General features: G+C 46.6%; 28 protein-coding genes and 1 tRNA gene. 25 read left to right on the top strand and 4 right to left on the bottom strand.

What is annotated here, in order from left to right:
- Window positions 1–54: 54 nt before the first annotated feature.
- The 5 genes from MJQ52_RS06670 to rpsN all read left to right on the top strand — a co-directional run bounded on the left by MJQ52_RS06670 (window position 55) and on the right by rpsN (window position 4,265).
- Window positions 55–822, top strand: coding sequence for an ABC transporter ATP-binding protein (locus tag MJQ52_RS06670; protein ID WP_003155413.1), 768 nt, complete (start codon window positions 55–57; stop codon window positions 820–822).
- A 15-nt stretch (window positions 823–837) separates the two neighbouring features.
- Window positions 838–1,827, top strand: a complete 990-nt coding sequence (locus MJQ52_RS06665; RefSeq protein WP_094247129.1) for an aliphatic sulfonate ABC transporter substrate-binding protein — start codon at window positions 838–840, stop codon at window positions 1,825–1,827.
- Window positions 1,824–2,660 carry an ABC transporter permease gene (locus MJQ52_RS06660; RefSeq protein WP_094247128.1) on the top strand — a complete coding sequence of 279 codons (837 nt, stop codon included), beginning with the start codon at window positions 1,824–1,826 and terminating at the stop codon, window positions 2,658–2,660. The genes MJQ52_RS06665 and MJQ52_RS06660 overlap by 4 nt, the downstream gene beginning before the upstream one ends.
- 24 nt (window positions 2,661–2,684) lie before the next feature.
- Window positions 2,685–3,821, top strand: coding sequence for an FMNH2-dependent alkanesulfonate monooxygenase (gene ssuD, locus MJQ52_RS06655; RefSeq protein WP_077721976.1), 1,137 nt, complete (start codon window positions 2,685–2,687; stop codon window positions 3,819–3,821).
- 174 nt (window positions 3,822–3,995) lie between these two features.
- Entirely contained in the window at window positions 3,996–4,265 is a 270-nt protein-coding gene (gene rpsN / locus MJQ52_RS06650) for a 30S ribosomal protein S14 (RefSeq protein ID WP_014417259.1), read from the top strand.
- 20 nt (window positions 4,266–4,285) lie between these two features.
- On the opposite strand, the gene MJQ52_RS06645 is transcribed toward rpsN, so the two are convergent.
- Window positions 4,286–4,753 (bottom strand): hypothetical protein, encoded by a 468-nt coding sequence (locus tag MJQ52_RS06645; protein ID WP_094247127.1) that lies wholly within the window; start codon window positions 4,751–4,753, stop codon window positions 4,286–4,288.
- On the bottom strand, window positions 4,750–4,953 hold the full coding sequence (locus tag MJQ52_RS06640; protein WP_003155407.1) for a helix-turn-helix transcriptional regulator: 204 nt from the start codon (window positions 4,951–4,953) through the stop codon (window positions 4,750–4,752). The genes MJQ52_RS06645 and MJQ52_RS06640 overlap by 4 nt, the downstream gene beginning before the upstream one ends.
- A gap of 189 nt (window positions 4,954–5,142) precedes the next feature.
- On the opposite strand from MJQ52_RS06640, the gene MJQ52_RS06635 reads away from it, so the two are divergent.
- Window positions 5,143–5,216, top strand: a tRNA-Gly gene (locus MJQ52_RS06635).
- An 89-nt stretch (window positions 5,217–5,305) separates the two neighbouring features.
- Here the strand turns inward: MJQ52_RS06635 and MJQ52_RS06630 are convergent.
- Window positions 5,306–5,929: a hypothetical protein gene (locus MJQ52_RS06630; protein ID WP_022552809.1), complete on the bottom strand. Its 624-nt coding sequence runs from the start codon at window positions 5,927–5,929 to the stop codon at window positions 5,306–5,308.
- An 84-nt stretch (window positions 5,930–6,013) separates the two neighbouring features.
- Between MJQ52_RS06630 and queG the strand changes: the two genes are divergently transcribed.
- The 18 genes from queG to MJQ52_RS06540 all read left to right on the top strand — a co-directional run bounded on the left by queG (window position 6,014) and on the right by MJQ52_RS06540 (window position 22,260).
- Window positions 6,014–7,174: a tRNA epoxyqueuosine(34) reductase QueG gene (queG, locus tag MJQ52_RS06625; RefSeq protein ID WP_003155403.1), complete on the top strand. Its 1,161-nt coding sequence runs from the start codon at window positions 6,014–6,016 to the stop codon at window positions 7,172–7,174.
- Between the two features lie 74 nt (window positions 7,175–7,248).
- Window positions 7,249–8,160, top strand: a complete 912-nt coding sequence (locus MJQ52_RS06620) for an amidase domain-containing protein (RefSeq protein WP_094247126.1) — start codon at window positions 7,249–7,251, stop codon at window positions 8,158–8,160.
- A 36-nt stretch (window positions 8,161–8,196) separates the two neighbouring features.
- On the top strand, window positions 8,197–8,679 hold the full coding sequence (gene trmL, locus MJQ52_RS06615) for a tRNA (uridine(34)/cytosine(34)/5-carboxymethylaminomethyluridine(34)-2'-O)-methyltransferase TrmL (RefSeq protein ID WP_007610253.1): 483 nt from the start codon (window positions 8,197–8,199) through the stop codon (window positions 8,677–8,679).
- A 136-nt stretch (window positions 8,680–8,815) separates the two neighbouring features.
- Window positions 8,816–9,448, top strand: coding sequence for a YhbD family protein (locus MJQ52_RS06610; RefSeq protein WP_015417094.1), 633 nt, complete (start codon window positions 8,816–8,818; stop codon window positions 9,446–9,448).
- Window positions 9,439–10,152, top strand: a complete 714-nt coding sequence (locus tag MJQ52_RS06605) for a polymer-forming cytoskeletal protein (protein ID WP_253252035.1) — start codon at window positions 9,439–9,441, stop codon at window positions 10,150–10,152. The genes MJQ52_RS06610 and MJQ52_RS06605 overlap by 10 nt, the downstream gene beginning before the upstream one ends.
- An 11-nt stretch (window positions 10,153–10,163) precedes the next feature.
- The gene (locus tag MJQ52_RS06600; RefSeq protein ID WP_094247123.1) at window positions 10,164–10,874 is read left to right on the top strand and encodes a hypothetical protein; all 711 of its coding nucleotides are present in this window, start codon (window positions 10,164–10,166) and stop codon (window positions 10,872–10,874) included.
- Window positions 10,875–11,232: 358 nt separating this feature from the next.
- The gene (gene prkA, locus MJQ52_RS06595; protein WP_069473222.1) at window positions 11,233–13,128 is read left to right on the top strand and encodes a serine/threonine protein kinase PrkA; all 1,896 of its coding nucleotides are present in this window, start codon (window positions 11,233–11,235) and stop codon (window positions 13,126–13,128) included.
- Window positions 13,129–13,318: 190 nt separating this feature from the next.
- Window positions 13,319–14,503, top strand: a complete 1,185-nt coding sequence (yhbH, locus tag MJQ52_RS06590; protein ID WP_094247122.1) for a sporulation protein YhbH — start codon at window positions 13,319–13,321, stop codon at window positions 14,501–14,503.
- A 181-nt stretch (window positions 14,504–14,684) separates the two neighbouring features.
- Window positions 14,685–15,149 carry a MarR family transcriptional regulator gene (locus tag MJQ52_RS06585; RefSeq protein WP_003155389.1) on the top strand — a complete coding sequence of 155 codons (465 nt, stop codon included), beginning with the start codon at window positions 14,685–14,687 and terminating at the stop codon, window positions 15,147–15,149.
- A 36-nt stretch (window positions 15,150–15,185) separates the two neighbouring features.
- Window positions 15,186–15,851 (top strand): HlyD family secretion protein, encoded by a 666-nt coding sequence (locus MJQ52_RS06580; RefSeq protein WP_007610259.1) that lies wholly within the window; start codon window positions 15,186–15,188, stop codon window positions 15,849–15,851.
- Between the two features lie 94 nt (window positions 15,852–15,945).
- Window positions 15,946–17,487, top strand: coding sequence for a DHA2 family efflux MFS transporter permease subunit (locus MJQ52_RS06575; protein ID WP_087920790.1), 1,542 nt, complete (start codon window positions 15,946–15,948; stop codon window positions 17,485–17,487).
- A gap of 24 nt (window positions 17,488–17,511) precedes the next feature.
- Window positions 17,512–18,045: an NAD(P)H-dependent oxidoreductase gene (locus MJQ52_RS06570; protein WP_003155386.1), complete on the top strand. Its 534-nt coding sequence runs from the start codon at window positions 17,512–17,514 to the stop codon at window positions 18,043–18,045.
- A gap of 12 nt (window positions 18,046–18,057) precedes the next feature.
- Window positions 18,058–18,429 (top strand): hypothetical protein, encoded by a 372-nt coding sequence (locus MJQ52_RS06565; RefSeq protein WP_003155385.1) that lies wholly within the window; start codon window positions 18,058–18,060, stop codon window positions 18,427–18,429.
- 119 nt (window positions 18,430–18,548) lie between these two features.
- Window positions 18,549–19,316: a hypothetical protein gene (locus tag MJQ52_RS06560; RefSeq protein ID WP_094247121.1), complete on the top strand. Its 768-nt coding sequence runs from the start codon at window positions 18,549–18,551 to the stop codon at window positions 19,314–19,316.
- Window positions 19,317–19,318: 2 nt separating this feature from the next.
- Window positions 19,319–19,696: a GntR family transcriptional regulator gene (locus tag MJQ52_RS06555; RefSeq protein WP_069473671.1), complete on the top strand. Its 378-nt coding sequence runs from the start codon at window positions 19,319–19,321 to the stop codon at window positions 19,694–19,696.
- Window positions 19,686–20,402, top strand: a complete 717-nt coding sequence (locus MJQ52_RS06550) for an ATP-binding cassette domain-containing protein (RefSeq protein ID WP_094247120.1) — start codon at window positions 19,686–19,688, stop codon at window positions 20,400–20,402. The genes MJQ52_RS06555 and MJQ52_RS06550 overlap by 11 nt, the downstream gene beginning before the upstream one ends.
- On the top strand, window positions 20,403–21,320 hold the full coding sequence (locus MJQ52_RS06545; protein ID WP_071392066.1) for an ABC transporter ATP-binding protein: 918 nt from the start codon (window positions 20,403–20,405) through the stop codon (window positions 21,318–21,320).
- On the top strand, window positions 21,313–22,260 hold the full coding sequence (locus tag MJQ52_RS06540; protein WP_094247119.1) for an ABC transporter permease: 948 nt from the start codon (window positions 21,313–21,315) through the stop codon (window positions 22,258–22,260). Before MJQ52_RS06545 ends, MJQ52_RS06540 begins: the two co-directional genes overlap by 8 nt.
- 91 nt (window positions 22,261–22,351) lie before the next feature.
- Here the strand turns inward: MJQ52_RS06540 and cspB are convergent, their stop codons facing one another.
- The gene (cspB, locus tag MJQ52_RS06535) at window positions 22,352–22,552 is read right to left on the bottom strand and encodes a cold shock-like protein CspB (protein WP_003155376.1); all 201 of its coding nucleotides are present in this window, start codon (window positions 22,550–22,552) and stop codon (window positions 22,352–22,354) included.
- A 382-nt stretch (window positions 22,553–22,934) separates the two neighbouring features.
- Between cspB and MJQ52_RS06530 the strand changes: the two genes are divergently transcribed.
- Complete coding sequence (locus MJQ52_RS06530; protein WP_094247118.1) at window positions 22,935–23,765, top strand: MetQ/NlpA family ABC transporter substrate-binding protein; 831 nt, start codon at window positions 22,935–22,937, stop codon at window positions 23,763–23,765.
- Window positions 23,766–23,769: the final 4 nt, after the last annotated feature.

Below are 23,769 nucleotides of genomic sequence, written 5' to 3'. Positions count from 1 at the left end.
ATGGGGGCCTTTTTGTTTTTCGATCGCATGCGGCAGAAAGAGAGGGGAAGACAGATGGCTGTAACCATCAGCATACAAGAAAAAGCTTTTGAGCATGAAGGCCGGAAAACGCCGGTGCTGAATGATATTGAGCTGTCAATTGCATCGGGAGAATTTTTGACTGTCATCGGACCGAGCGGATGCGGCAAAAGCACGCTTTTAAAATTGATTGCCGGTCTTGATACCGATTATAAAGGCTCTGTCGCAATAAACGGCCGCAATGTGTCGGGACCGGGCATCCGGCAGGGATTTATCTTTCAGGAGCACCGGCTGTTTCCCTGGCTGACGGTAAAACAAAACATCGCTGCCGATCTCAATATGAACGACCCGGCCGTTCGGAAAAAAGTGGATGATCTGATTGAGGTTGTCAGGCTGCAGGGAGCGGAGAACGCTTATCCGCGCGAATTATCCGGCGGCATGTCGCAGCGGGTTGCCATCGCCAGAGCCCTTTTGCGTGAGCCGGAGGTGCTGCTTTTAGATGAACCGTTCGGGGCGCTTGACGCTTTTACGAGAAAACATTTGCAGGATGTGCTGCTTGATATATGGCGCGAGAAAAAAACGACGATGATTCTTGTCACGCATGATATTGATGAATCCGTCTATTTAGGCGATAAGCTGGCGATCCTCAGGGCAAAGCCCGGCCGGCTGCACAGCCTGATGCCGATTCAGCTTCCGCATCCGCGCAATCGGACGTCAGCGGATTTTCAGGCCGTCCGGCAGAAGGTGCTTTCTGAATTTGAGAAAACGGAAGACCTCCGGTTTGCGGATGGGTCCGGAATATAGAAGGGACGAAGCGAAGTGAAAAAAATCATCATTCTTTTAGCCGCAGCAGTCATGATGTCAGCCGGATGCAGTGCAGACGGGACAGGAGGGGGCGGGAAAACGGTGAAAGAAATCCGGATCGGCATCCAGCAGAGTTTAAGCCCGCTTCTCATTGCCAAGGAAAAAGGCTGGTTTGAAGAGGCCTTCAAAAAAGACGGAATAAAAGTAAAATGGGTCGAATTCCAAAGCGGTCCTCCGCAATTTGAAGGTCTTGCCGCCGATAAGCTTGATTTTTCCCAGGTCGGCAATTCACCGGTCATTTCCGGTCAGGCGGCGGGAATTGATTTTAAAGAGATCGGGCTGTCTCAGGACGGGTTAAAGGCAAACGGCATTCTCGTAAACAAGGGCAGCGGGATTCAGAGCCTGAAAGAATTGAAAGGTAAAAAAATCGCCGTAGCCAAAGGCAGCAGCGGCTTTGATTTCCTCTATAAAGCTTTAGATAAAGCGGGGCTTTCCGCCGATGACGTCACCCTCATCCAGCTTCAGCCTGATGAGGCGGTTTCCGCTTTTGAAAATAAGTCAGTTGACGCATGGTCCATTTGGGAGCCGTATTTGTCGATTGAAACGCTGCAGCACGGGGCGGAAATATTGGCGAACGGAGAAAGCACAGATTTATATTCTCCCGGTTTCACATTAGTCAGAACGGGATTTTCCAAAGAACACCCGGATGAGGTTGTCCGTTTTCTGAAAGTGTTCAATAAAGCAGTTACATGGCAAAAGGAACACAAAGATGAAGCCGTCTCCTTATATGCGAAAATCAAACATCTTGATCCGAAAGTCGTCAGAAACGTGCTTAACAATACTGAGCCTCTCAATGAACCGATCAATGATGATATTGTCAAAGCCCAGCAGGAAACAGCTGATTTTCAATATCGAACAAAAGCGATTCATAAGAAAATTCATGTAAAAGACGTGGTCGACAATTCATTTATTAAAAAAGCGCTTGAAACGGGGGATGGCAAATAATGAAAGCAGAAGCATCAACGGCTCCCGGCACATTGAGCCAATCAGAAAAGAAAGTTGCGGCAAAGTCCCGGCGGTATTCATACCAATGGATGAAAGGGGTTGTACTCCCGGCTGCGGTCATCGCAGTATGGCAGTTTATCGCAAGTCTGGGCATCGTCTCGGCAACGGTGCTCCCGTCACCTGTCGTCATCTTGCAGACGTTTCAGGAACTTCTTCTTTCAGGTGAGCTTTGGGGTCATTTAGAGATCAGTTTATACCGGGCGGCTGCCGGATTTCTGCTTGGCGCGGGCCTCGGACTTGTTTTCGGGCTGCTGGTCGGTTTCTCAAAGCGGACGGAAGCATATCTTGATCCGTCTCTGCAAATGCTCAGAACGGTTCCGCACTTGGCCGTGACTCCTCTGTTCATTTTGTGGTTCGGATTTGATGAGACATCAAAAATTCTGCTGATCGCATTGGGGGCTTTTTTCCCTGTATACATTAATACGTTTCTCGGAATCCGCAGCGTGGACGCAAAGCTGTTTGATGTCGCCCGGGTGCTGGAGTTTAACTGGTATCAGCAGATGGCGAAATTGATTCTTCCGGCGTCTCTGCCGAATATCCTGCTCGGCATCCGGCTCTCTCTCGGTATTGCGTGGCTCGGCCTTGTGGTGGCGGAACTGATGGGATCGAGCGCGGGCGTCGGCTATATGATTATGGATGCGAGACAATTTTCACAGACAAATAAGGTGTTTGTCGGCATTATCATTTTTGCGGCTGTCGGCAAGCTGACAGATGCATTGGTCAGAATGCTCGAGCGGAAACTATTAAAATGGCGGAACAGTTATGAAGGGTAACCTATTAAAAAAGGAGAGATTCATATGGAGATTCTTTGGTTTATTCCGACGCATGGTGACGGCCGGTATTTAGGGACGCAAACGGGAGGGAGAACGGCGGATCATCTTTATTTTAAGCAAGTGGCACAGGCGGCGGACAGACTCGGGTATACGGGGGTTCTGCTGCCGACGGGGAGATCATGTGAAGACCCGTGGCTGACGGCTGCCGCTTTAGCGGGGGAAACGAGTGACTTGAAATTTTTAGTGGCGGTCCGGCCGGGACTGATGCAGCCGTCTGTCGCCGCGAGAATGGCGTCGACAATGGACCGGCTGTCAGACGGCCGTTTGCTTGTAAATGTCGTAGCAGGCGGAGATCCTTATGAACTGGCGGGAGACGGCATGTTTATCAGCCACGATGAACGTTATAAGGCGACTGAGGAATTTTTAACCGTCTGGCGCGGACTCATGCGGGGCGAAACGGTGACATATGAAGGGGACCATATCAAAGTGGAAAACAGCAACCTCCTGTTTCCGCCAAAACAGTCTCCGCATCCGCCATTATATTTCGGCGGTTCATCACAGGCGGGAATTGAGGCTGCGGCGAAACATACAGATGTCTATTTAACATGGGGAGAGCCGCCGGAGCAGGTAAAAGAAAAGATTGAAACCGTTAAAAAACAGGCTGCCAAGGAAGGAAGGACGATGCGTTTTGGCATCAGACTTCACGTGATTGTCAGGGAGACTGAGGAAGAGGCATGGGAAGCGGCTGAACGATTAATCAGCCGCTTAGACGAAGAGACAATTGCGAAAGCGCAGGCTGCGCTCCGGCGCGCTGATTCATCGGGACAAAAACGGATGGCCGATCTTCATAACGGTGACCGCTCGAAGCTTGAGATCAGCCCGAATCTCTGGGCCGGCATCGGACTGGTCAGAGGCGGAGCGGGCACGGCGCTTGTCGGTGATCCGCAGACTGTCGCTGATCGAATTTTAGAGTATCAGGCACTCGGCATTGAGTCGTTTATCTTTTCAGGCTATCCGCATCTGGAAGAAGCTTATTATCTGGCTGAACTCGTGTTTCCGCTTCTGCCGTTTCAGAATGAGCGGACGAAAAAGCTTGAGCGCAGATTGGGTGAAGCAATGGGAAACGACCATTTTGCAAGAGGAAATAAAGCGACAGTCTGATGACGTCGCAAGGCGGATCATTGACGGCGGGTGCTTTCTGCGGTTTCATTTCCGGGGAAATGCCGGCAGTGAAGGCGGGTATTCACCCGCCTTTTTAAGCGCTTAGCTTGCACGATGCTCATCTGGATGATATGATACAAAACGTAATTATTACGATTTGTTAGGAGTGCTGAAATGGCAAAAAAATCAAAAGTAATCAAAGAGCTCAAGCGGCAGAAGCTTGTTGAACAATATGCGGACATCCGAAGAGAATTAAAGGCGAAAGGCGACTGGGAAGCGCTGAGCAAACTGCCGCGTGATTCTGCTCCGGCCAGGCTTCATAACCGCTGTACGGTGACGGGGCGGCCCCGCGGATATATGAGAAAATTTAAACTGTCCAGAATCGCATTCAGAGAGCTGGCCCATAAAGGCCGGGTTCCCGGGGTGAAAAAAGCGAGCTGGTAACATAAAAAACTCCGGATCTGTCATGAACCGGAGTTTTTGCCGTGCTTATGAAAAGTGAAAACATAAGCCAAATGCTGAATCATCATCAGAATGAAAATCAAAAGAATCGGAAAAAAAGGAAGATGCGGCTGAATCAGCGGATAAAACAAAAGCAGAACGGCTGCGGCCGGCAATGAGAAGTAAACGGCGATATAAGAGGAACGGCAAGCTTTAGCCGTCATCATTCGTTCTCTTTCATCCTGTTCCTCAAATTCATCGGGCACAAGCCTGTGCTTTTTGCCGTTTCGTTTTTTCTTTTCGGCATAGATATACAATGCGGCACAAATGATAAACAGCAGAAACGGAGTGATATTCAGCTCAAATGAACCGCTCCCCTCCGTTTGGAAAAACTGAGCGATCCGCGGTGCCGCTTCCATAAAGGAAATAAGCGTCCAGCAGGCCAATCCGTAGAGTGCAAGGTGAAAACACGCTTTTCTTTTCAAACTCATTTTTTCTCCTCCTCCAGCCAGAAAACTTCCTCCATCGGCAGTGAGAAAGCCCGGCAGATGTTAAGCGCCAATAAGAGTGAAGGCACATAATCTCCTTTTTCAATCGCTGCAATCGTCTGTCTGGTGGCTCCGGCTTCTTTTCCGAGCGTTTCCTGAGAATAGCCGAATCTGGCTCTCAGCTCTTTTACTTTATTTTTCATCATCAGGGCGTACCTCAAGTTTTCTTCTTTTTTATATTGTATGAGATTCTTAACAAAATGTAAACCTAACTTAACATGTGGACAAAAAAAGAATTTTTTTCGACAAATTTTTTAACATTCCCTTGACGAAAAAAAAATATACATGTAATATTAGAAACATCAAATCGGTACTGACAAAAAAACTTTGATGCGGGTGTAGTTTAGTGGTAAAACCTCAGCCTTCCAAGCTGATGTCGTGAGTTCGATTCTCATCACCCGCTCCATACATACGTTATTAACGCAGTGTTTCGTTTCTCTGATAAACGAAGTATTGCGTTTTTTTATGTGAAAAAAGACACGAAGGCGTGTCTTTTTATGAAAGCCAAGAGACGGTATGCGTGCCTCCGTGAATTTGTTCAAACATTTTGGTTAAAGATGATAGCAGCTCATCCGCCGCGTCGGCATGAAATGAAGGCGGGAAAAAGATCAGCTGCAGCATTTTCTTTGTGCCGGTTGTTACAGGGCGGGTGTTGATATGTCCGGTAAGGCCGCCGAAAATGCCGCCAGAGTCGGAGAAAGCAAGTACGTGTTCTTTTTCTCCGATTGTAATCGAAATCGGTTCATCTATTTCTGCGGCGTCATACGCCATGATGGGCAATGAATATTTCAAGGAGAAAAAAAGTATGGTATCATGGGCTGAATTCACACTTTCAATGAATCGTTCCCGGGAAATATCGCCGAGCATAAGCTCCATCGGCGTTTTTTGTCCTGAAAAGGCGGGACTGAGCTGTTCCATCATACGCGCCCACTCTTTAACAAAAGGCTGCTCATCTATACCGCCGTCAGCATAATCAAAGTAAAGAGATTCTTGAAATAAACGGAGGCGGCCTTTCAGCATTTGCGGAGCAGGCCCGACTTCGATCTGTTCATATAAGACGGCTGCCGCTTTGATCCCCGGCACCCGTTCAGCAATAAGTGGATCTAAACTGATGTTCAAGTGTGTTCACTCCATTTCGGGATGATAAAACTCTATTATACCCGTGCGGGAGCCTGATCACAAAGAAAGGAGGCTGTGCAAAAAATGAATATTCATAAACTGAAAGAGGAATTAATCGAATACGCCAAAAGCATCGGAGTTGACAAAATCGGGTTTACAACGGCTGATACGTTCGACAGTCTGCGGGACCGGCTGATTCTTCAGGAATCACTCGGCTATTTATCCGGTTTTGAAGAGCCGGATATTGAAAAACGGGTTACTCCGTCTTTGCTTCTCCCGAAAGCCAAATCAATCGTCGCCATCGCCCTTGCTTATCCTTCCAAAATGAAAGATGCGCCGAGGAGCACGAGAGACGGGCGGCGCGGCATTTTTTGCAGAGCTTCCTGGGGGAAGGATTATCATGATGTGCTGCGGGAAAAGCTTGATCTGCTGGAGAATTTTCTCCAAAGCAAACATGAGGATATCCGCACAAAGTCAATGGTGGATACAGGAGAATTGTCCGACAGGGCCGTGGCTGAACGGGCGGGAATCGGCTTCAGCGCCAAAAACTGCATGATCACCACGCCTGAATACGGTTCTTACGTCTATCTGGCTGAAATGATCACCAATCTGCCCTTTGAACCGGATGTGCCGATTGAAGATATGTGCGGTACGTGCACAAAATGTCTAGACGCTTGTCCGACCGGCGCACTCGTCAATCCCGGACAGCTTAACGCCCAGCGCTGTATTTCGTTCCTGACCCAGACAAAGGGATTTTTGCCGGATGAGTTCCGCACGAAAATCGGAAACCGTCTGTATGGCTGTGACACGTGCCAGACGGTCTGTCCGATTAATAAGGGGAAAGATTTTCATCTTCATCCGCAGATGGAGCCTGATCCGGAAATCGCAAAGCCGCTGTTAAAGCCGCTTTTGACCATAAGCAACCGCGAATTCAAAGAAAAATTCGGACATGTATCGGGATCATGGCGCGGCAAGAAGCCGATACAGCGGAATGCGATTTTAGCTTTGGCTCATTTTAAAGATGCCTCGTCTCTTCCGGAATTAACGGCCTTGATGCACCAAGATCCGCGCCCCGTCATCAGGGGTACGGCCGCCTGGGCCATCGGGAAAATCGGTGATCCTGATTATGCGGAGGAATTAGAAAAAGCGCTTCAAAAGGAGCAGGATGAGGACGCCATACGGGAAATTGAAAAGGGACTGGAGCTGTTATCGGTTTCTGAGAAGACTAAAACCGGCCGGTCCTGACATATGTATAGAGAAAAAGCACTTGGCCGGAGTTCAAGTGTTTTTTCTTTATAAAATCGTATGGGGTGGAGCGCTTGAAGCATATTATTGAAGATTTAGCGGAGGCCCGGCTTCATTATTTAATCAACGGAACCGAGATGAGGCAGAATGGGCAGGCCGTCGATCTTGAGGTCCTGACGAGAAAAAAAGAGCTGTTTGAAAAACGGAAAGTTGACATCGTGAAAGCGAAGGCAAAAGCCGTCATTGTCAAAAGCAGTCTTGAGGACGACGGCACGTTATGCGTCATGTACACGATTCATTTCGAATATTTGTGCAAGGAGCATGACGGACACCTTTACTTAGAAGAGCAGATTGAGGAACGGACTGCATTTCTCTATGATGAGCTTTTGATTAAAGACCGGGAAGTAAAGAAAAAACCGGCGGGATTTTCTGACGGAAACAGCGTAATTGAATATGAGCAGAGTGAACGGGAAGATTTCGGGCGGGCGTTTCAATACGACCGTCTGGCTGCCGTGCAGTACGCGGAGAAGTTTTGGAATAAACGAAATCCCGCTTATAAAAATTTCAGCGATAATTGCACCAATTTTATTTCCCAATGTTTACATGCCGGAAAAGCACCGATGCGGGGGCATCCGAACAGAGGCTCAGGCTGGTGGATGAAGGCAAGCTCGTGGAGCTACAGCTGGACGGTCGCGCATTCGATGAAGATGTATCTGGCCCAATCCAAGGCAGGGCTCCGCGCATTGCAAGTATCAAGAGCTGAAGAACTGATGCCCGGAGATATCATTTGCTATGATTTTGAAGGAGACGGCCGTTTTAATCATACGGCGATCGTGGTCGCAAAAGATAAAAGCAATATGCCGCTCGTCAATGCCCAAACGTATGACAGCAGAATGAGATATTGGTCATATGAGGATTCAACGGCGTATACTCCTTCCATCAGATATGCGTTTTTTCATATTACGGATGATACGACAAAAGAGTAATTAATGATATAATGGTGGGCGGAATAAAAAACAGAGGTGAACATCGTGGCATTACATGTCGTTTTATATCAACCCGAAATCCCGGCCAATACGGGAAATATCGCACGTACTTGTGCGGCAACAGACACAACGCTTCATTTGATCCGCCCGCTCGGATTCTCAACCGATGATAAAATGCTGAAGCGAGCCGGACTCGATTATTGGGAGTTCGTCAACGTCGTATATCATGATTCATTGGAAGAATTATTTGAGGCATATGAGAACGGAAAGTTTTTCTTCATTACAAAATTCGGCCAAAAGCCGCACACATCATTTGATTACTCAAATACAGAGGAAGACTTTTTCTTCGTATTCGGCAGAGAAACGAGCGGACTTCCGAAAGAATTGATCGAAAACAATATGGACCGCTGCCTGCGTCTGCCGATGACCGAGCATGTGAGATCATTAAACCTGTCCAACACGGCCGCGATTCTTGTATATGAAGCGCTGCGCCAGCAAAATTACAGAGATTTGACGTGAGAAAAAACGCCCGCATCCGGGCGTTTTTTTATTGAATAAAAAGACGGGCAGCAGCGGTTCACGGCATTTTTATATTTTCAGGCTTAACAACGTAACAGTGTTATGTTACAATACATTCATCGAAGGAGCTGGATTCATGGAGGAACAACTGATTTCTAAAAAAGAATTGCTGGAAGAAACATCAATTTCATACGGGCAGCTGTACCGGTGGAAACGGAAAAATTTAATTCCTGAAGAATGGTTTATCCGAAAATCGACGTTTACAGGCCAGGAAACATTTTTTCCGAGGGCGGAAATATTAAAACGCATCTCAAAAATACAGAAAATGAAAGAAAATCTGTCTCTGGATGAAATGAGAGAAATGCTGTCTCCGCAAATGACTGATGTCAATATAACGTCTGCGGAACTGCTTCAAAAGGGACTGATTTCAAAAGCCGCGCTGCAAGTTTATGGCGAAGACGGCGTGACATTCACGTCCCGCGCGCTGCTGTCTTTATATGTGCTTGAAGGGCTTTTGCAATCGGGCAATATCAGCCTTGAGGAAGGAAAATTGGCGGCAGGGGTGTTGAAAACGTATGAGGCTTCCGAGCTGAAAGCGAATACGGAGCTTGTCATGCTCCGAAAGCTTGGCGTAACGACGTGCTTCATCGCAGACGCGGAACATATTTTGTTTGAACCGACTGTCAAAGTGGTTGAACGGGTGGCGCTTGCTGCGGCATCGGAAGAATTAAAAACGAAATGGATGCAGGAGGACCATCAATGGAAGTAACAGATAAATTAGTCATCAACGGTTCGGGAAGTTCAAAAGGAGGCCGTTTTCATACAGTGGAGATCAACGGAAGCGGCACGGTGTCAGGTGATGTGGAGTGCACGAGCCTTTTGTTTAACGGCAGCGGAAAAACAGACGGACATGTCAAGACGCAAACGCTGACGATCGGCGGTTCGGGGAAAATTTCCGGCAGCGCCGAAGCTGAATCCATCCGTATCAACGGAACGGGTGTCATTAAAGGTGATGTCAAAACGGAGCGGCTGAACGTCGCGGGATTTTCATCTTTCGGCGGCGGTGTGAAAGCTGATGATATTTTCATATCCGGGAAAGCCGGGATTGAAGGCGATTGCGAGACAGAGACGTTCCGTTCGGAAGGCAAATGCAAGATCGGCGGCCTGCTGAATGCCGATGAAGTCAGTATGAAGCTGGCGGCGGGAGAAAGCCATGTGAAAGAGATCGGCTGCCGCCATTTGAAAGTGATGAGCAGAAAGAGCGTGCTTACGCGTTTTAAGCTGATGCCGGCCCCGGTGCTGACAGCAGAGCTGATTGAAGGTGACATCATTGAATTGGCGGACACGAACGCGAAGACAGTCCGCGGGAATCATGTGCGGATCGGCGCAGGCTGCACCATTGGGACTGTGGAATACAGCGGCGATTTTACATGTGATCCTTCCGCTTTGGTTAACAAAGTTGTGAAACGATAGGAGGAGCTGCGATGGAAACGACAAAAAAATTGAGTCATTTAAAAATGTACGGAGCCGGACACGCCTCCGGCGGTTCCTACCAAAATGTAAGTATTAAAGGGGAAGGAACTGTCGGCGAAGGACTTCAAAGCGAACGCTGCCGGATATTCGGTACGGGACTTTTTCTCGGAGATGCCGAGATCAGCAGGCTGAAAATTTTCGGAGAGCATGAAGTTGCAGGAGATTTATCAGCACATTCAGCAAATGTGATCGGCACATTGAAAGTCGGCGGCTCCATGCGTTTCGCCAGGATGAGGCTGAAAGGACTTGCTGAAATTGGCGGCGGGGCCGCGGGAGAGCAGTGTCATATGAAAGGCAGTCTCACCGTCGGCGGCGATTGCGAGACGGAGCTGCTTCATGTAACAGGATGTATCAATGTGGCGGGATTGTTAAACGCAGGGGACGTAAACATCCATTTGCGTTATGACCGAAGCCGTGTGAAAGAAATCGGCGGCACATCGATCACCGTCAGACGGAAACCTGGTTTTCTTAAACGGAAAGCCGGCATGCTTTCTGCTGAATTGATCGAAGGAGACGCAATTTACCTCGAATACACGGAAGCGGACATCGTCAGAGGGAAGCGTGTGGAAATCGGCCCGGGGTGCAAAATCGGAAAAATCGAGTATCAAACAAGCTGCAAGTCTCATGAAAAATCAACTGTCCAAGAACATATTCAAATATGAAACATTGTTATGTTGTATAGGAAAGGGTGCTCTCCATAAAGAGCACCCTTTTGCCGTTATTTGTTTTCAGGTTTGCTGTCGTAACCCGCCGTAAAAATGGATACTAAAAAAGTGAGAATGACCCCAAGTAAAATGATCGTTTTCATCATGTCTCCTCCTCTTTGCTTTTCCATTTGATGTCCGAGTCTGGATGAAACTGTATTTCTTTCATTATGAACGGTGCACCGGACCCTTGTCAATGACGGCCTTATAACGTCTTTATTTTTAAGAAACGAAAAGCATGTATTATCACGTCACCGCATAGATTGTAACAAAGTACCTTATTTCTAGTGCATTAACCATGATAGAGGAGGTTCTTATGGATATATTAAAGAAAATTGAAAAGTACAGAGAGGAAGAGCAGCGTCTCAAATGGGAAGGGACGTTCGCTGATTATTTGGAGATCATAAAAGAAAATCCATTGGTCGCGCAGTCTGCTCATTCTCGCGTTTTTAATATGATAAAAGACAGCGGAATCGAGGAGGATGACGGGAAAAAGACATACAGCTTTTTCTCGAGGGAGCTGTTCGGCCTTGAGGAATCTCTGGAACGGCTCGTGGAGGAATACTTTCACCCGGCTGCCAAGCGGCTCGATGTAAGAAAACGGATTTTACTATTGATGGGACCCGTCAGCGGCGGAAAGTCAACTCTTGTCACCATGCTGAAAAAAGGGCTTGAAGCCTACTCATTGACAGACAACGGCGCTGTTTACGCCATTAAAGGCTGCCCGATGCATGAAGATCCTCTCCATCTCATTCCCCATCATCTGCGCGACGACTTCTACAGAGAATACGGCATCAGAATTGAGGGCAGCCTTTCTCCGCTTAATGTCATGCGGCTTGAAGAAGAATACGGCGGCAGAATTGAGGATGTAAAGGTTGAACGTATATTCTTCTCGGAGGATAAACGTACCGGAATCGGAACCTTCAGCCCGTCTGATCCGAAATCACAGGATATCGCCGACTTGACGGGGAGCATTGATTTTTCGACGATTGCCGAATATGGCTCGGAATCAGATCCGCGCGCTTATCGGTTTGACGGTGAATTAAATAAAGCGAACCGCGGAATGATGGAGTTTCAGGAAATGCTGAAATGCGATGAAAAATTTCTGTGGCACCTTCTGTCACTCACGCAGGAAGGGAATTTCAAAGCCGGACGGTTTGCGCTCATCTCCGCCGACGAATTGATTGTTGCGCATACGAACGAAACGGAGTACCGCTCGTTTATCGCCAATAAGAAAAATGAAGCCCTTCACTCCAGAATCATCGTGATGCCTGTTCCTTATAATTTAAAGGTGTCAGAGGAAGAACGGATTTATGAAAAAATGATTTCTGAAAGTGATGTTTCTGACGTACACATCGCTCCCCATACATTAAAAGTGGCCGCGATGTTTTCTATTTTGACCCGGCTGAAGGAACCGAACCGCTCTGATATTGATCTCGTCAAAAAAATGAGACTTTATGACGGAGAAAGCGTTGAAGGTTACAATTCCGTTGATCTGGAGGATATGAAGAAGGAATTCCATGATGAAGGAATGAGCGGAATTGACCCGCGCTATGTCATCAACCGCATTTCCTCAACGATTATCAGAAAAAATATGGAATCCATCAATTCGCTTGACGTGCTGCGTTCCTTAAAAGAAGGACTCGACCAGCATCCGTCCATCTCCGCTGAGGACAAAGAGCGGTATATGAATTTTATTTCCGCCGCCAGGAAAGAGTACGATGACATCGCCAAAAAGGAAGTGCAGAAGGCGTTCGTCTATTCGTATGAAGAATCCGCGAAAACTCTCATGGACAATTATTTAGATAATGTGGAAGCGTACTGCAATAAAAATAAGCTTCGCGATCCGTTGACGGGTGAAGAAATGAATCCTGACGAAAAACTGATGAGATCCATTGAAGAGCAGATCGGCATTTCAGAAAACGCCAAAAAAGCGTTCCGCGAAGAAATCTTAATCCGCATATCCGCCTATGCAAGAAAAGGAAAACGCTTTGACTATAATTCGCACGAAAGACTCCGCGAAGCGATTCAGAAAAAGCTGTTCGCAGACTTAAAAGATGTAGTGAAAATTACGACCTCCACCAAAACGCCGGATGAACAGCAGCTTAAAAAGGTCAATGAGGTAGTGGCAAGGTTAATAGATGAACACGGCTATAATTCGACAAGCGCTAATGAACTGCTGAAGTATGTCGGAAGCTTGTTAAACCGCTGATATTTGATTTCATCGAGAGGCCCGTCTGTAAAAGGACGGGTTCTTTTGTCTGTTTTTCGCAATTGTTTGTCAATTGGAGAGTCCGGCCGGCATAAGATAAAAATAAATCTTTTCGCCGGACTTGTTTCATAAACAGGACCAAGCCGGAATACACATGTAAAACGACCATAACGGTTAAGGAGGGGAATTCATGTCCCGTAATGACAGCGGAAATTTTTTGATTTCAGAGGAAGACTGGTCCCTCCATCGCAAAGGCTTTGACGACCAGCAGCGCCACCAAAAGAAAGTGCAGGAAGCGATAAAAAACAACCTTCCGGATCTTGTCACTGAAGAAAGCATTATTATGTCCAACGGAAAAGATGTCGTGAAAATCCCGATTCGTTCGCTTGATGAATATAAAATCCGTTATAACTATGATAAAAATAAACATGTCGGCCAAGGCGACGGCGACAGCGAAGTCGGCGATGTCGTCGCAAGAGACGGCGCAGATAAAAAGCAGGGTGCCGGAAAAGGCCAGGGAGCAGGCGATCAGGCAGGCGAGGATTATTATGAAGCGGAAGTTTCATTGATGGATCTGGAAGAAGCGCTGTTTCAGGAATTAGAACTGCCGAATCTGCAGCAAAAGGAAAGGGACAATATCGTCCATACCGATATCGAGTTCAATGATATCCGGAAAACCGGGCTGACAGGGAATATCGATAAGAAAAGGACGATGCTGTCGGCCTATAAACGAAACGCCATGACAGGCAAGCCGTCGTTTTACCCTATTTATCCGGAAGATTTGAAATACAAAACATGGAATGATGTGACGAAGCCGGAATCGAAAGCTGTCGTTTTAGCCATGATGGATACAAGCGGTTCGATGGGCGTATGGGAAAAGTATATGGCGAGGAGCTTCTTTTTTTGGATGACACGATTTTTACGGACAAAGTATGAAACGGTTGATATCGAATTTATCGCCCACCATACGGAAGCGAAGGTTGTGTCGGAAGAAGATTTTTTCTCGAAAGGCGAGAGCGGAGGCACCATCTGTTCCTCCGTTTACCGGAAGTCTCTTGAATTAATTGATGAAAAATATGACCCCGCCCGCTACAACATCTATCCGTTTCATTTTTCAGACGGAGATAACCTGACTTCGGATAACGCCCGATGCGTAAAGCTCGTCAATGACATCATGAAAAAATCGAATCTGTTCTGTTACGGTGAGGTCAATCAATATAACAGGCATTCCACCCTCATGTCCGCCTATAAAAATGTCAAAGATGATAAATTTAAATACTACATCCTGAAACAGAAATCGGACGTATTTCAAGCGCTGAAAAGCTTTTTTAAAAATGAGGAAGCCGGTATAAGCAAAGCATCGTATGAAATATAAAGCCGAGTGAAGAATCGTGCGGCCGCGGTTCTTCACCCGGCTTTTTTAAATTAAAAATAAAGAGAAAAACCGGCATAAAAAAAAATCCTTAAAAAATGAAACTTTTCTCTTTACAAACCTTCTTTCATTTATTAATATTTTATCTTGTGAACTATTATTAAGGGAATGAGGTGAAAATACGGTGATTGAATCAGAGCTCGCTTTGCTCAGTTTTGAACAACTGTTTGATACTTCCAGATCGATTTACAAAAAGCAGAAAATGATTCTGGAGACAGTGCTTGAACCTTTTGATATTACAGTGCTGCAGTATCTGCTGATGTTCAAAATACATAAGAGCAAAAGCACGCAGCTTTCAAGGCTGGCTTTGTCGCTTGATCTGAAACCGGCGTCTGTCACGAGAATGACCGATATTCTGTATAAGCGCCGCCTAATGGTTCGGAGCGACTATCACGACGACCGGCGTGTTGTTATGATTCAGTTAACCGAAGAGGGGGAAGAACTTCTAAAGAAAGCTGCTGTTCAATATGCCGAAAAAGCGGCGGTCTTATACCGGCAGCTCAATACCGCTGAACTGCAGTACCTGCGCAAGCTTGCGGAAAGTTTAACGAAGCTTGCAAACGGCTGTGCAGTGAAAAACGGAAAATAAAAAAATCCCCACATATTTTTATCATCATTCCACAAAATGATAGAGGAAGAAACGAAAGGAGAAAACAAAATGAACAGAGGACGTTTAATTCTGACCAACATTATCGGTTTGATTGTTGTTCTTGCAATTATAGGCGGAGGTGCTTACTACTATTATCAAAGCACACACTATGTAAAAACCGATGAAGCGAAAGTTGCCGGCGACATGGCTGCTATCACAGCTCCTGCTGCGGGTAAAGTAACTGACTGGAACCTTGATGAGGGGAAAGAAGTAAGCAAAAACGACGTTGTTGCAAAAATTAAAGGACAGCAAAATGCTGACGTAAAAGCCATCATGGATGGAACAATCGTGAAAAACGAAGTGAAAAACGGCCAAATGGTGCAAGCCGGTACGACAATTGCCCAGGAAATTGACATGAAACACCTTTACATCACTGCAAACATTAAAGAAACAGACATTAGAGACATTGAAGTAGGAAACAAAGTAGACGTAATTGTTGACGGCGATCCTAATACAACATTTGACGGAACAGTAGAAGAAATCGGTTATGCGACAAATTCAACATTTGATATGCTGCCTTCTTCAAACTCAAGCGGCAACTACACTAAAGTAACGCAAAAAGTTCCTGTTAAAATTTCACTCAGCAACCCATCTGACAAGGTGCTTCCTGGTATGAACGCATCTGTAAAAATCTCTGAATAATACAGATCAGTCATCAAACCATGAAGGGAGGTTGTCTTAGGTGGCTAAATCAGATAATCAAGTAAAAAGTCCTAAAACATTGCTTATTGTGCTTATGGCCGGATTATTCCTGGCGATCTTGAACCAAACGCTTCTTAACGTGGCAATGCCGCACTTAATGACCGAGTTCGGTGTGAGTGCGACGACGATTCAGTGGCTTACGACCGGATACATGCTGGTCAACGGTGTTTTGATTCCGTTATCTGCGTTCTTAATTACCCGGTTCGGACAGAGAAGCCTCTTTCTCGTAGCCATGTTCTGTTTTACAGCGGGAACGTTAGTCTGCGGAATCGCGCCTAACTTCTCAACCATGCTGATCGGCCGGTTAATTCAGGCGGTCGGCGGCGGTATCCTGCAGCCGCTGGTCATGACAACCATTCTGCTTATCTTCCCGCCTGAAAGCAGGGGGAAAGGAATGGGGATTTTCGGTCTTGCGATGATGTTTGCTCCGGCGGTCGGACCGACTCTTTCCGGCTGGATCATCGAGCATTACACATGGCGCATTATGTTCTACGGCCTTGTTCCGATCGGGGCAATCGTTATTATCATAGCGTTTTTCCTCTTTAAGAACTTGGTGGAACCGCAAAAAATCAAACTCGACAGCTTGGGTGCGATTCTATCTATTGTCGGATTCGCCTCATTGCTTTACGGAGTCAGTGAAGCGGGCAGCGACGGCTGGGGAGATCCGATCGTGCTGTCTACCGTCATTGTCGGTGTCATCGCGATTGCCGCGTTTGTCATTCAGCAATTGCGCTCTGAAAAACCGATGCTCGACTTCCGGGTATTTAAATATGATATTTTCTCACTTTCCAGTGTCATTAATATCATTATTACCGTTGCGCTTTACACAGGAATGTTCCTGCTTCCGATTTACCTGCAGAACTTAGTCGGCTTTACGGCGCTGCAATCGGGTCTCTTGCTATTGCCGGGCGCGATTGTCATGCTGATTATGTCGCCGATTTCCGGTATTCTGTTTGACAAAATCGGTCCGCGACCGCTTGCGATTATCGGGCTGGTCATCACGGTCGCAACGACATTCCAGTACACAAAATTGACAATTGACACACCTTACACGCACATTATGCTTGTCTATGCCATCCGCGCATTCGGTATGTCACTGTTAATGATGCCTGTTATGACAGCCGGAATGAACCAGCTTCCGGCACGGTTGAACAGCCACGGCACGGCGATGAGCAACACGCTCCGCCAGATCAGCGGATCAATCGGAACAAGTTTGATCACAACGATTTATACGAACCGTACGACAATGCATTATTCGCAGATTGCGGATAAAACAAGCACGGCTGATCCAAGCTTCATGCAGTCGTTCCAAAGCGCGGTTTCTAATTTAATGGTCAACATGAACATGTCGCTTGATGCGGCGAAACAAACCGTTTATTCATATCTCTACAAAACAGCTTCACTTAATTCCAACGTTATGGGGATTAATGACGCGTTTATGTGGGCGACGATCTTTGCGGTTATCGGCGTAGTCCTGAGCCTGTTCTTGCGTGACGTACGGAAAGACAAACAGCGGGCGAAGAAAAAAGAGGAGCTGTCATTGCTTCCGGCCCCTAAAGAAGTGAAGGAATCTTAATCATCTGAATGGGAGGTTTCCTGAATGAAAATTTACGTAGTGTACGATAGTGAAGGCGAACACACAAAACACCTTGCTGAAGCCATTGCCGAAGGAGCACGAGAAAACGCTGAGGCTGAAGTCCTGATCGACCATGTCGATCAAGCAGACATCCGCAAGCTGAAAGACATGGATGCCATTATCTGGGGATGCCCGGGACATTTTGGCACCATCAGTTCAGGCTTAAAAGCGTGGATCGACAGACTCGGCTATCTGTGGGCTGAAGGCGAGCTGATTGATAAAGTCGGCGCTGTATTCTGTACGACGGCGACAACACACGGCGGATTAGAAATGACAATGCACAATCTGATTACTCCTATGTTTCACCAAGGCATGATTGTTGTCGGTCTTCCCGGCAACGTTCCTGAAAACGCGCTGTACGGCTCTTACTACGGCGCGGGCGTCACATGCCCGGTTGACAGCGATGTGCTGATGACGGAAGAAGGCCTTCAATTAGGCCGTGCGCTTGGCAGACGTGTCAGCCAGGTCACTGGTAATCTAACTGCCGGACGACAGTAAGGAGAGGGTTATATGGCCATTATTATAGCGGTTATTGCTGCTGTCATTGTGATTGCACTTCTTATCACATTCAATGTCCGCAGCACTTCTGCAGGACAGGATGTCAAAGAAGAAAAGAGAGAAGCGATCGGCACTACAGCCGAACAGCCGGAAAAGCATGATCCGGCCGAGGAGCGCTCAGCCGAGCATGCTCCCGTCGTTGTAAAATCTGAATCTCCCCGTGAGAAAAAGAATACAATGGGCGATGATGTGTACCGTCAGGCGCTTCAGAAGTTTAAGACTTCTGAGACGGATCAGGAACCAAACGATCCTGATAGCGGCGGCAAAATGCAGGATAGCAGCTATCGTGATGCGCTGCTCTCCTTAAAAAACAAAAAGAAGTAATTGAAAAGGCAAATCCGCGTAAGAGCGGATTTGTCTTTTTTTTATTGAAGATATTGTAATACATGATGATCTAGTGTACTATGTTACTCATACACTTGATCCGAATGGAGAGAGAAAGAATGACATCGTTTTTAGGTTTGCTGAAAAAAGATGCGAAAGTTTCATGGATTTGGCTCGCGGTGTGGCTTTGCGGCATGATTTGCTGGGCGTTTGCAGCCCACGTCATCGCTGCCCGTCAGAAAGAACCGCTCGTCATTTTCGGCTTTTTTACGGCAATGGGGTTTTTTCAATTTCTTGTAGCGCCGCTTTTTATGTATTATCACCTTCATAAAGAAGGAAAAAACCAGCTGTGGCTTTACAATCCGAATGGGGGATTTTATCTGCTGGCTTCCAAACTGACGGCCTCACTGCTGTATCAGTTGATCGGGCAGCTGGCGCTGACCGGTTACGGCATTTGGATGTACCGGATGCTTTCTGCAAAAGGAGCGCTGGAACACGCCATTCCCCTGGCCGGCACATTAACCGGGCTGAATGCTTACCTGCTGATCAGTTCAGCGTACTTATCTGTGATCGTGGCCGTATTTTGGACTGTTTTTCACTCATTAAAACATTTTCCCGTCCTCCGTTGGGTGATCTGCATCGTGCTTGCGTTTGTCTGGACCTATATTGACGATAAAATCATTACGCCTTTCACTTCATCTCAACATGATTTATGGCCGGTAAAAGTGTATGCGAATTTTCATTTTCATTATACAAAATTGACCGGATGGACGATGGAGCTGAAAGCCGTCCACATTTCGCTTTTCAGCTTCCTGGCAGTGATCGTGCTTGCAACGCTCTGTCTCGCGCTGGCCTCTATGCTGCTGAATCGAAAGGTTGAGGTGTAATGATGGAGAATGAATTTCGGTCATCCAAGCCGATTTATCTGCAGATTGCCGATCGTATATATTACCGGCTGATCAGAAGTGAGCTTTCACCGGGGGACAAACTGCCGTCCGTAAGGGAGATGGCCGTACAGATGAAAGTGAATCCGAACACGATACAAAGAACGTACAGTGAAATGGAAAGGCTGGGGATCGTGGAGACGAGAAGAGGACAGGGAACCTTTATAGCGGAAAGATCCGATCTGAAAGCAGAGCTGAAAGACAGGCTGACAAAAGACGTTTTCAAACGCTTTATTCAGGAAATGGCGGAGCTGGGGTTATCTCCTGAGGAAATGCTCGACGGGATCAAACAATATGCGGAGGAAGCAAACGATGAATCTTGATTTTGAACGCGTAACAAAAAAATACGGCCGCAGGATCGCGGTCAGCGATGTATCATTTTCATTGTCTCCGGGTAAAATCTACGGAATTTTAGGGCCGAACGGAAGCGGTAAATCAACAACGCTTAAAATGCTTGCCGGGCTTGCGTTCCCGACATCGGGCGCCGTCCGGATGGGAGACTGCGCAGTAAGCAGGAACATGCTGTTTCGTACGGCTTATTTAACCGAACATGATATGTTTTCCGCCCGGACGACTGTCCGTGATATGCTCACATTTTATCATTCGCAATTCCCGGATTTTCAGCTGGAAAAAGCACATAACCTATTAACGGAAATGAATCTTTCAGCGAAGCAGAAGATAAAAGAGCTGTCCAAAGGCAGCCGGGGCAGGCTGAAAATCGTTTTGGCCCTGTCGAGAAAAGCATCGGTCATTCTGCTGGATGAGCCGTTTTCAGGTCTTGATCCGGCGGTCAGGGAGTCGATTGTCAACAGTCTCGTATCTTATATTGATTTTGACAGCCAGATCGTCGTCATCGCCACGCATGAGATCGGCGAGATTGAGACGCTGTTAGACGAAGTGATGGTTTTCATAAAAGGGAAAATCGCTGAACGGCGCGAGGTCGAAGAAATTCGGGAACAGGAAGGAATGTCTGTGCTGCAATGGTATAGAAGCGTCATGCAGGCGCACGAAATAGAAGGGGGATTCTAATTGGAAACCGTATTAGAACTGCAACAGGTAAAGAAAACGATAAAAGGACGAACGATTATTCATGATCTGAGCTTCTCCGTCCGGGCGGGCGAAGTGTTTGGATTTTTAGGGCCGAACGGAGCGGGGAAAACCACTACGATCAGAATGATGGTCGGATTAATGAAACTGTCTCAGGGAGACATCGTAATCTGCGGGGAATCCATTACGAAAAACTATGCAAAAGCGGTCAGGCACGTCGGAGCCATCGTGGAAAACCCGGAGCTGTACAAATTCTTGAGCGGCTATAAAAATTTACAGCAGTACGCAAGAATGGTAAAAGGCGTTACGAAAGAAAAAATAGATGAGGTCATCGAGCTCGTCGGTTTGCAGGACAGAATACATGACAAAGTAAAAACCTACTCTCTCGGAATGAGACAGCGTCTCGGCCTCGCCCAAAGCCTGCTGCATAATCCTAAGGTGCTGATTCTGGATGAGCCGACAAACGGCCTCGATCCTGCCGGCATCAGAGAAATCAGGGACCATCTGAAAAAGCTGACACGTGAAAAAGGAATGGCTGTCATCGTCTCAAGCCATCTTCTGTCAGAAATGGAGCTAATGTGCGATCGAATCGGCATTCTGCAAAAAGGAGAGCTTGTCGATATTCAAAAAGTAAGGGATGAAGGAAAAGAGGATAAAGATACATACTACTTCCATATTGAACAAAGAGAAGAGGCTCTTGCCGTTTTGAGTCAGTTTGACTGTGTGAAGAAGACAAACGGCATTGAGATCCAGCTGTCCAAACAGGAAGTGCCTGATGTGATATCACTGCTCGTCCGTGAAAACATCCGCTTATATGAAGTGAAAATCATGACAAAATCTTTGGAAGACCGTTTCTTGGAGATTACCGGCGGGACGAAAGAGGAGGTTCAATATGTTTAAGCTAATCTATAATGAATGGATAAAAATTTTCAGCCGTGTCGGGACGTGGGCTATGATTGTGATTTTAGGCGTTTCGATGATCGGTTTTGCGCTTTTGTCAAACCATTTCACCTCGAGTGAAGCCAATCCGAATTGGAAACAGGAGCTCCAGGCCGAAAACAAAGAAATGAAACAGCAGATGAAGGAAACCGGAAATCAGACGCTCATTGATAACCTGAAACAGAATGTCGCGATAAATCAATACCGTATGGATCATAACATCCCCGAGGATACAGGGTACACAGTGTGGTCATACGTAGCTGATTCTTCGATGATGACTGTTTTGACCGGGCTGTTTACGATTATCATTGCCGCAGGCATCGTGGCGAATGAGTTCAACTGGGGGACGATCAAGCTGCTGGCCATCCGTCCGCTCAGCCGTTTTCAGATTTTGCTATCTAAATATATGACGGTGCTGCTGTTCGGACTGCTGCTGCTTGTGATTTTATTTGCTGGCTCCGCTCTGTTGGGATTGGTCTTTTTCGGTACAGGCGGAGATACTGCGGCTGATGTTCATCTCGTATACAAAGACGGCCATGTTTTTGAGCAAAATATCATCGCTTTCCTCGCTAAAACATATGTCTATGAATCTGTCTCCGCTTTTATGCTTGCGACGATGGCGTTTATGCTGTCTGCGGTATTCCGGAACAGCTCATTAGCGGTCGGATTTTCTATTTTTCTATTGGTTATGGGGAACACGGCGACAGTATTTCTTGCTGCGAAATTTGAATGGACCAAATATATTTTATTTGCGAACACGGATTTGTCGCAATATATGAACGGGACTCCTTTAGTAGAGGGGATGACGATGACATTTTCGGTTGTGATGCTTGTGATTTACTTCGTTATTTTTCTGGCGCTCGCATTCGGCGTCTTCTTAAAACGGGATATTGCCACCTGATATAAAAAAGCTGTTTTGCCTTTGCAAAACAGCTTTTCGTTTTAGATGAAAAAAACCTGCCGGCGTACACCGGCAGGTTTTTTAAAACAATTTATGCTTTTGTTACGTTAGCAGCTTGTGGTCCGCGGTTTCCTTCAACGATTTCGAAAGAAACAGATTGGCCTTCTTCTAAAGTTTTGAAGCCTTCGCCTTGAATAGCAGAGAAGTGAACGAATACATCGTCTTGACCTTCTACTTCGATGAATCCGAATCCTTTTTCAGAGTTGAACCATTTTACTTTACCTTCTAACATGAAATTTCCTCCTAAAGCGACATAACGCTTAAATTCACTATTCTTGCTCTAAAACAAACTTCCAAGACGAAAACTCTTACAAAACTTTCTTCTTAAAGATAGTTCGAACAAAAATAATTACCTTTACTCTACCAGCAATCCGAAGAAAAAACAACTGCTAAATGTAACTTTTTTCGAAATAACATGTTTTAAGAGGAAAATGCTCTGATACGGAAATCTGATTTGAGACCAGAACGGCCCATTTTCAGCTGATAAAAACCGCTTTGCAGCCTCTTAAGGAAGCAATTGACAACCCTTTTTTAAATCGGTATTGTATGTAATCATGAGCCCGAAGACCATGGTGCAGCCTCTGTACATAAAAATAGATAGGGAGTAGGTCAACTTGAACCTGCGGCTTATAAACAGTCTGTTTCTTTTCATTTTGATCATGTCACTTACTTCATGCCATTATCCTGATGGGAACCGGACCATTACTATCGGAATCAATGAATCTGATCAATCGATCTGGGAGTTTGCCGCGAAAAAAGCCGGTGAGGAAGGATTGCAGCTTTCTTTGGTAACGTTTTCGGATTATGCCGAGGCCGATTTGGCACTTGCCGGCGGGGATCTCGACGCCAATGCGTTTCAATCCGTTACTAATTTTAAATCTTTGCCGCCTCATGTGAAAAAGAAGCTGGCTCCTTTAGGAACGACATATGCGGCATCGCTGGGGATGTATTCCAAGCAACATAAACGGCTGAAGGATATACCGGACGGAGCGGTCATTGCCGTGCCTGATGAAGCGGCGGCCTTCGGCAGGGCGCTTTTTCTCATGCAGGAGGCCGGACTGATTACATTGAAAAAGGGATTCAGCGGTACGGGGTCAACAGATATGATCAAGGACAACCCGAAGCATCTGACCTTAAAAACGGAAACAAAAAAGAACGCCTATCAGGCGGCGGAACATGCTGACGCAGCAGTTCTCAGTCAAAGCGAGGCGAAAAAAGCAGGATTTCATGCGGAGAAGGACGCGCTGATCCGATCGGCGCAAATGAAGGAAGCGTATATTCATCTGATCGCCGTCAGAGCTGAGGATAAAGATGATGAACGGATGCAAAAACTCCTGTCTTTGTATCAATCAGACGATACCGCGGCGTTGATTGAAAAAGAATATGAGGGCAGCCTGATTCCCGTTTTCCTGAGGGGCGGCTTTCTCACTGAAAAGAAAGAATGATTTC

The organism is Bacillus sp. jun7, from assembly GCF_051034795.1.
Taxonomy (GTDB): domain Bacteria; phylum Bacillota; class Bacilli; order Bacillales; family Bacillaceae; genus Bacillus; species Bacillus velezensis.
Note: the sequence above shows the minus strand (reverse complement) of the source record. Positions and strands in the feature narration are given on the sequence as shown.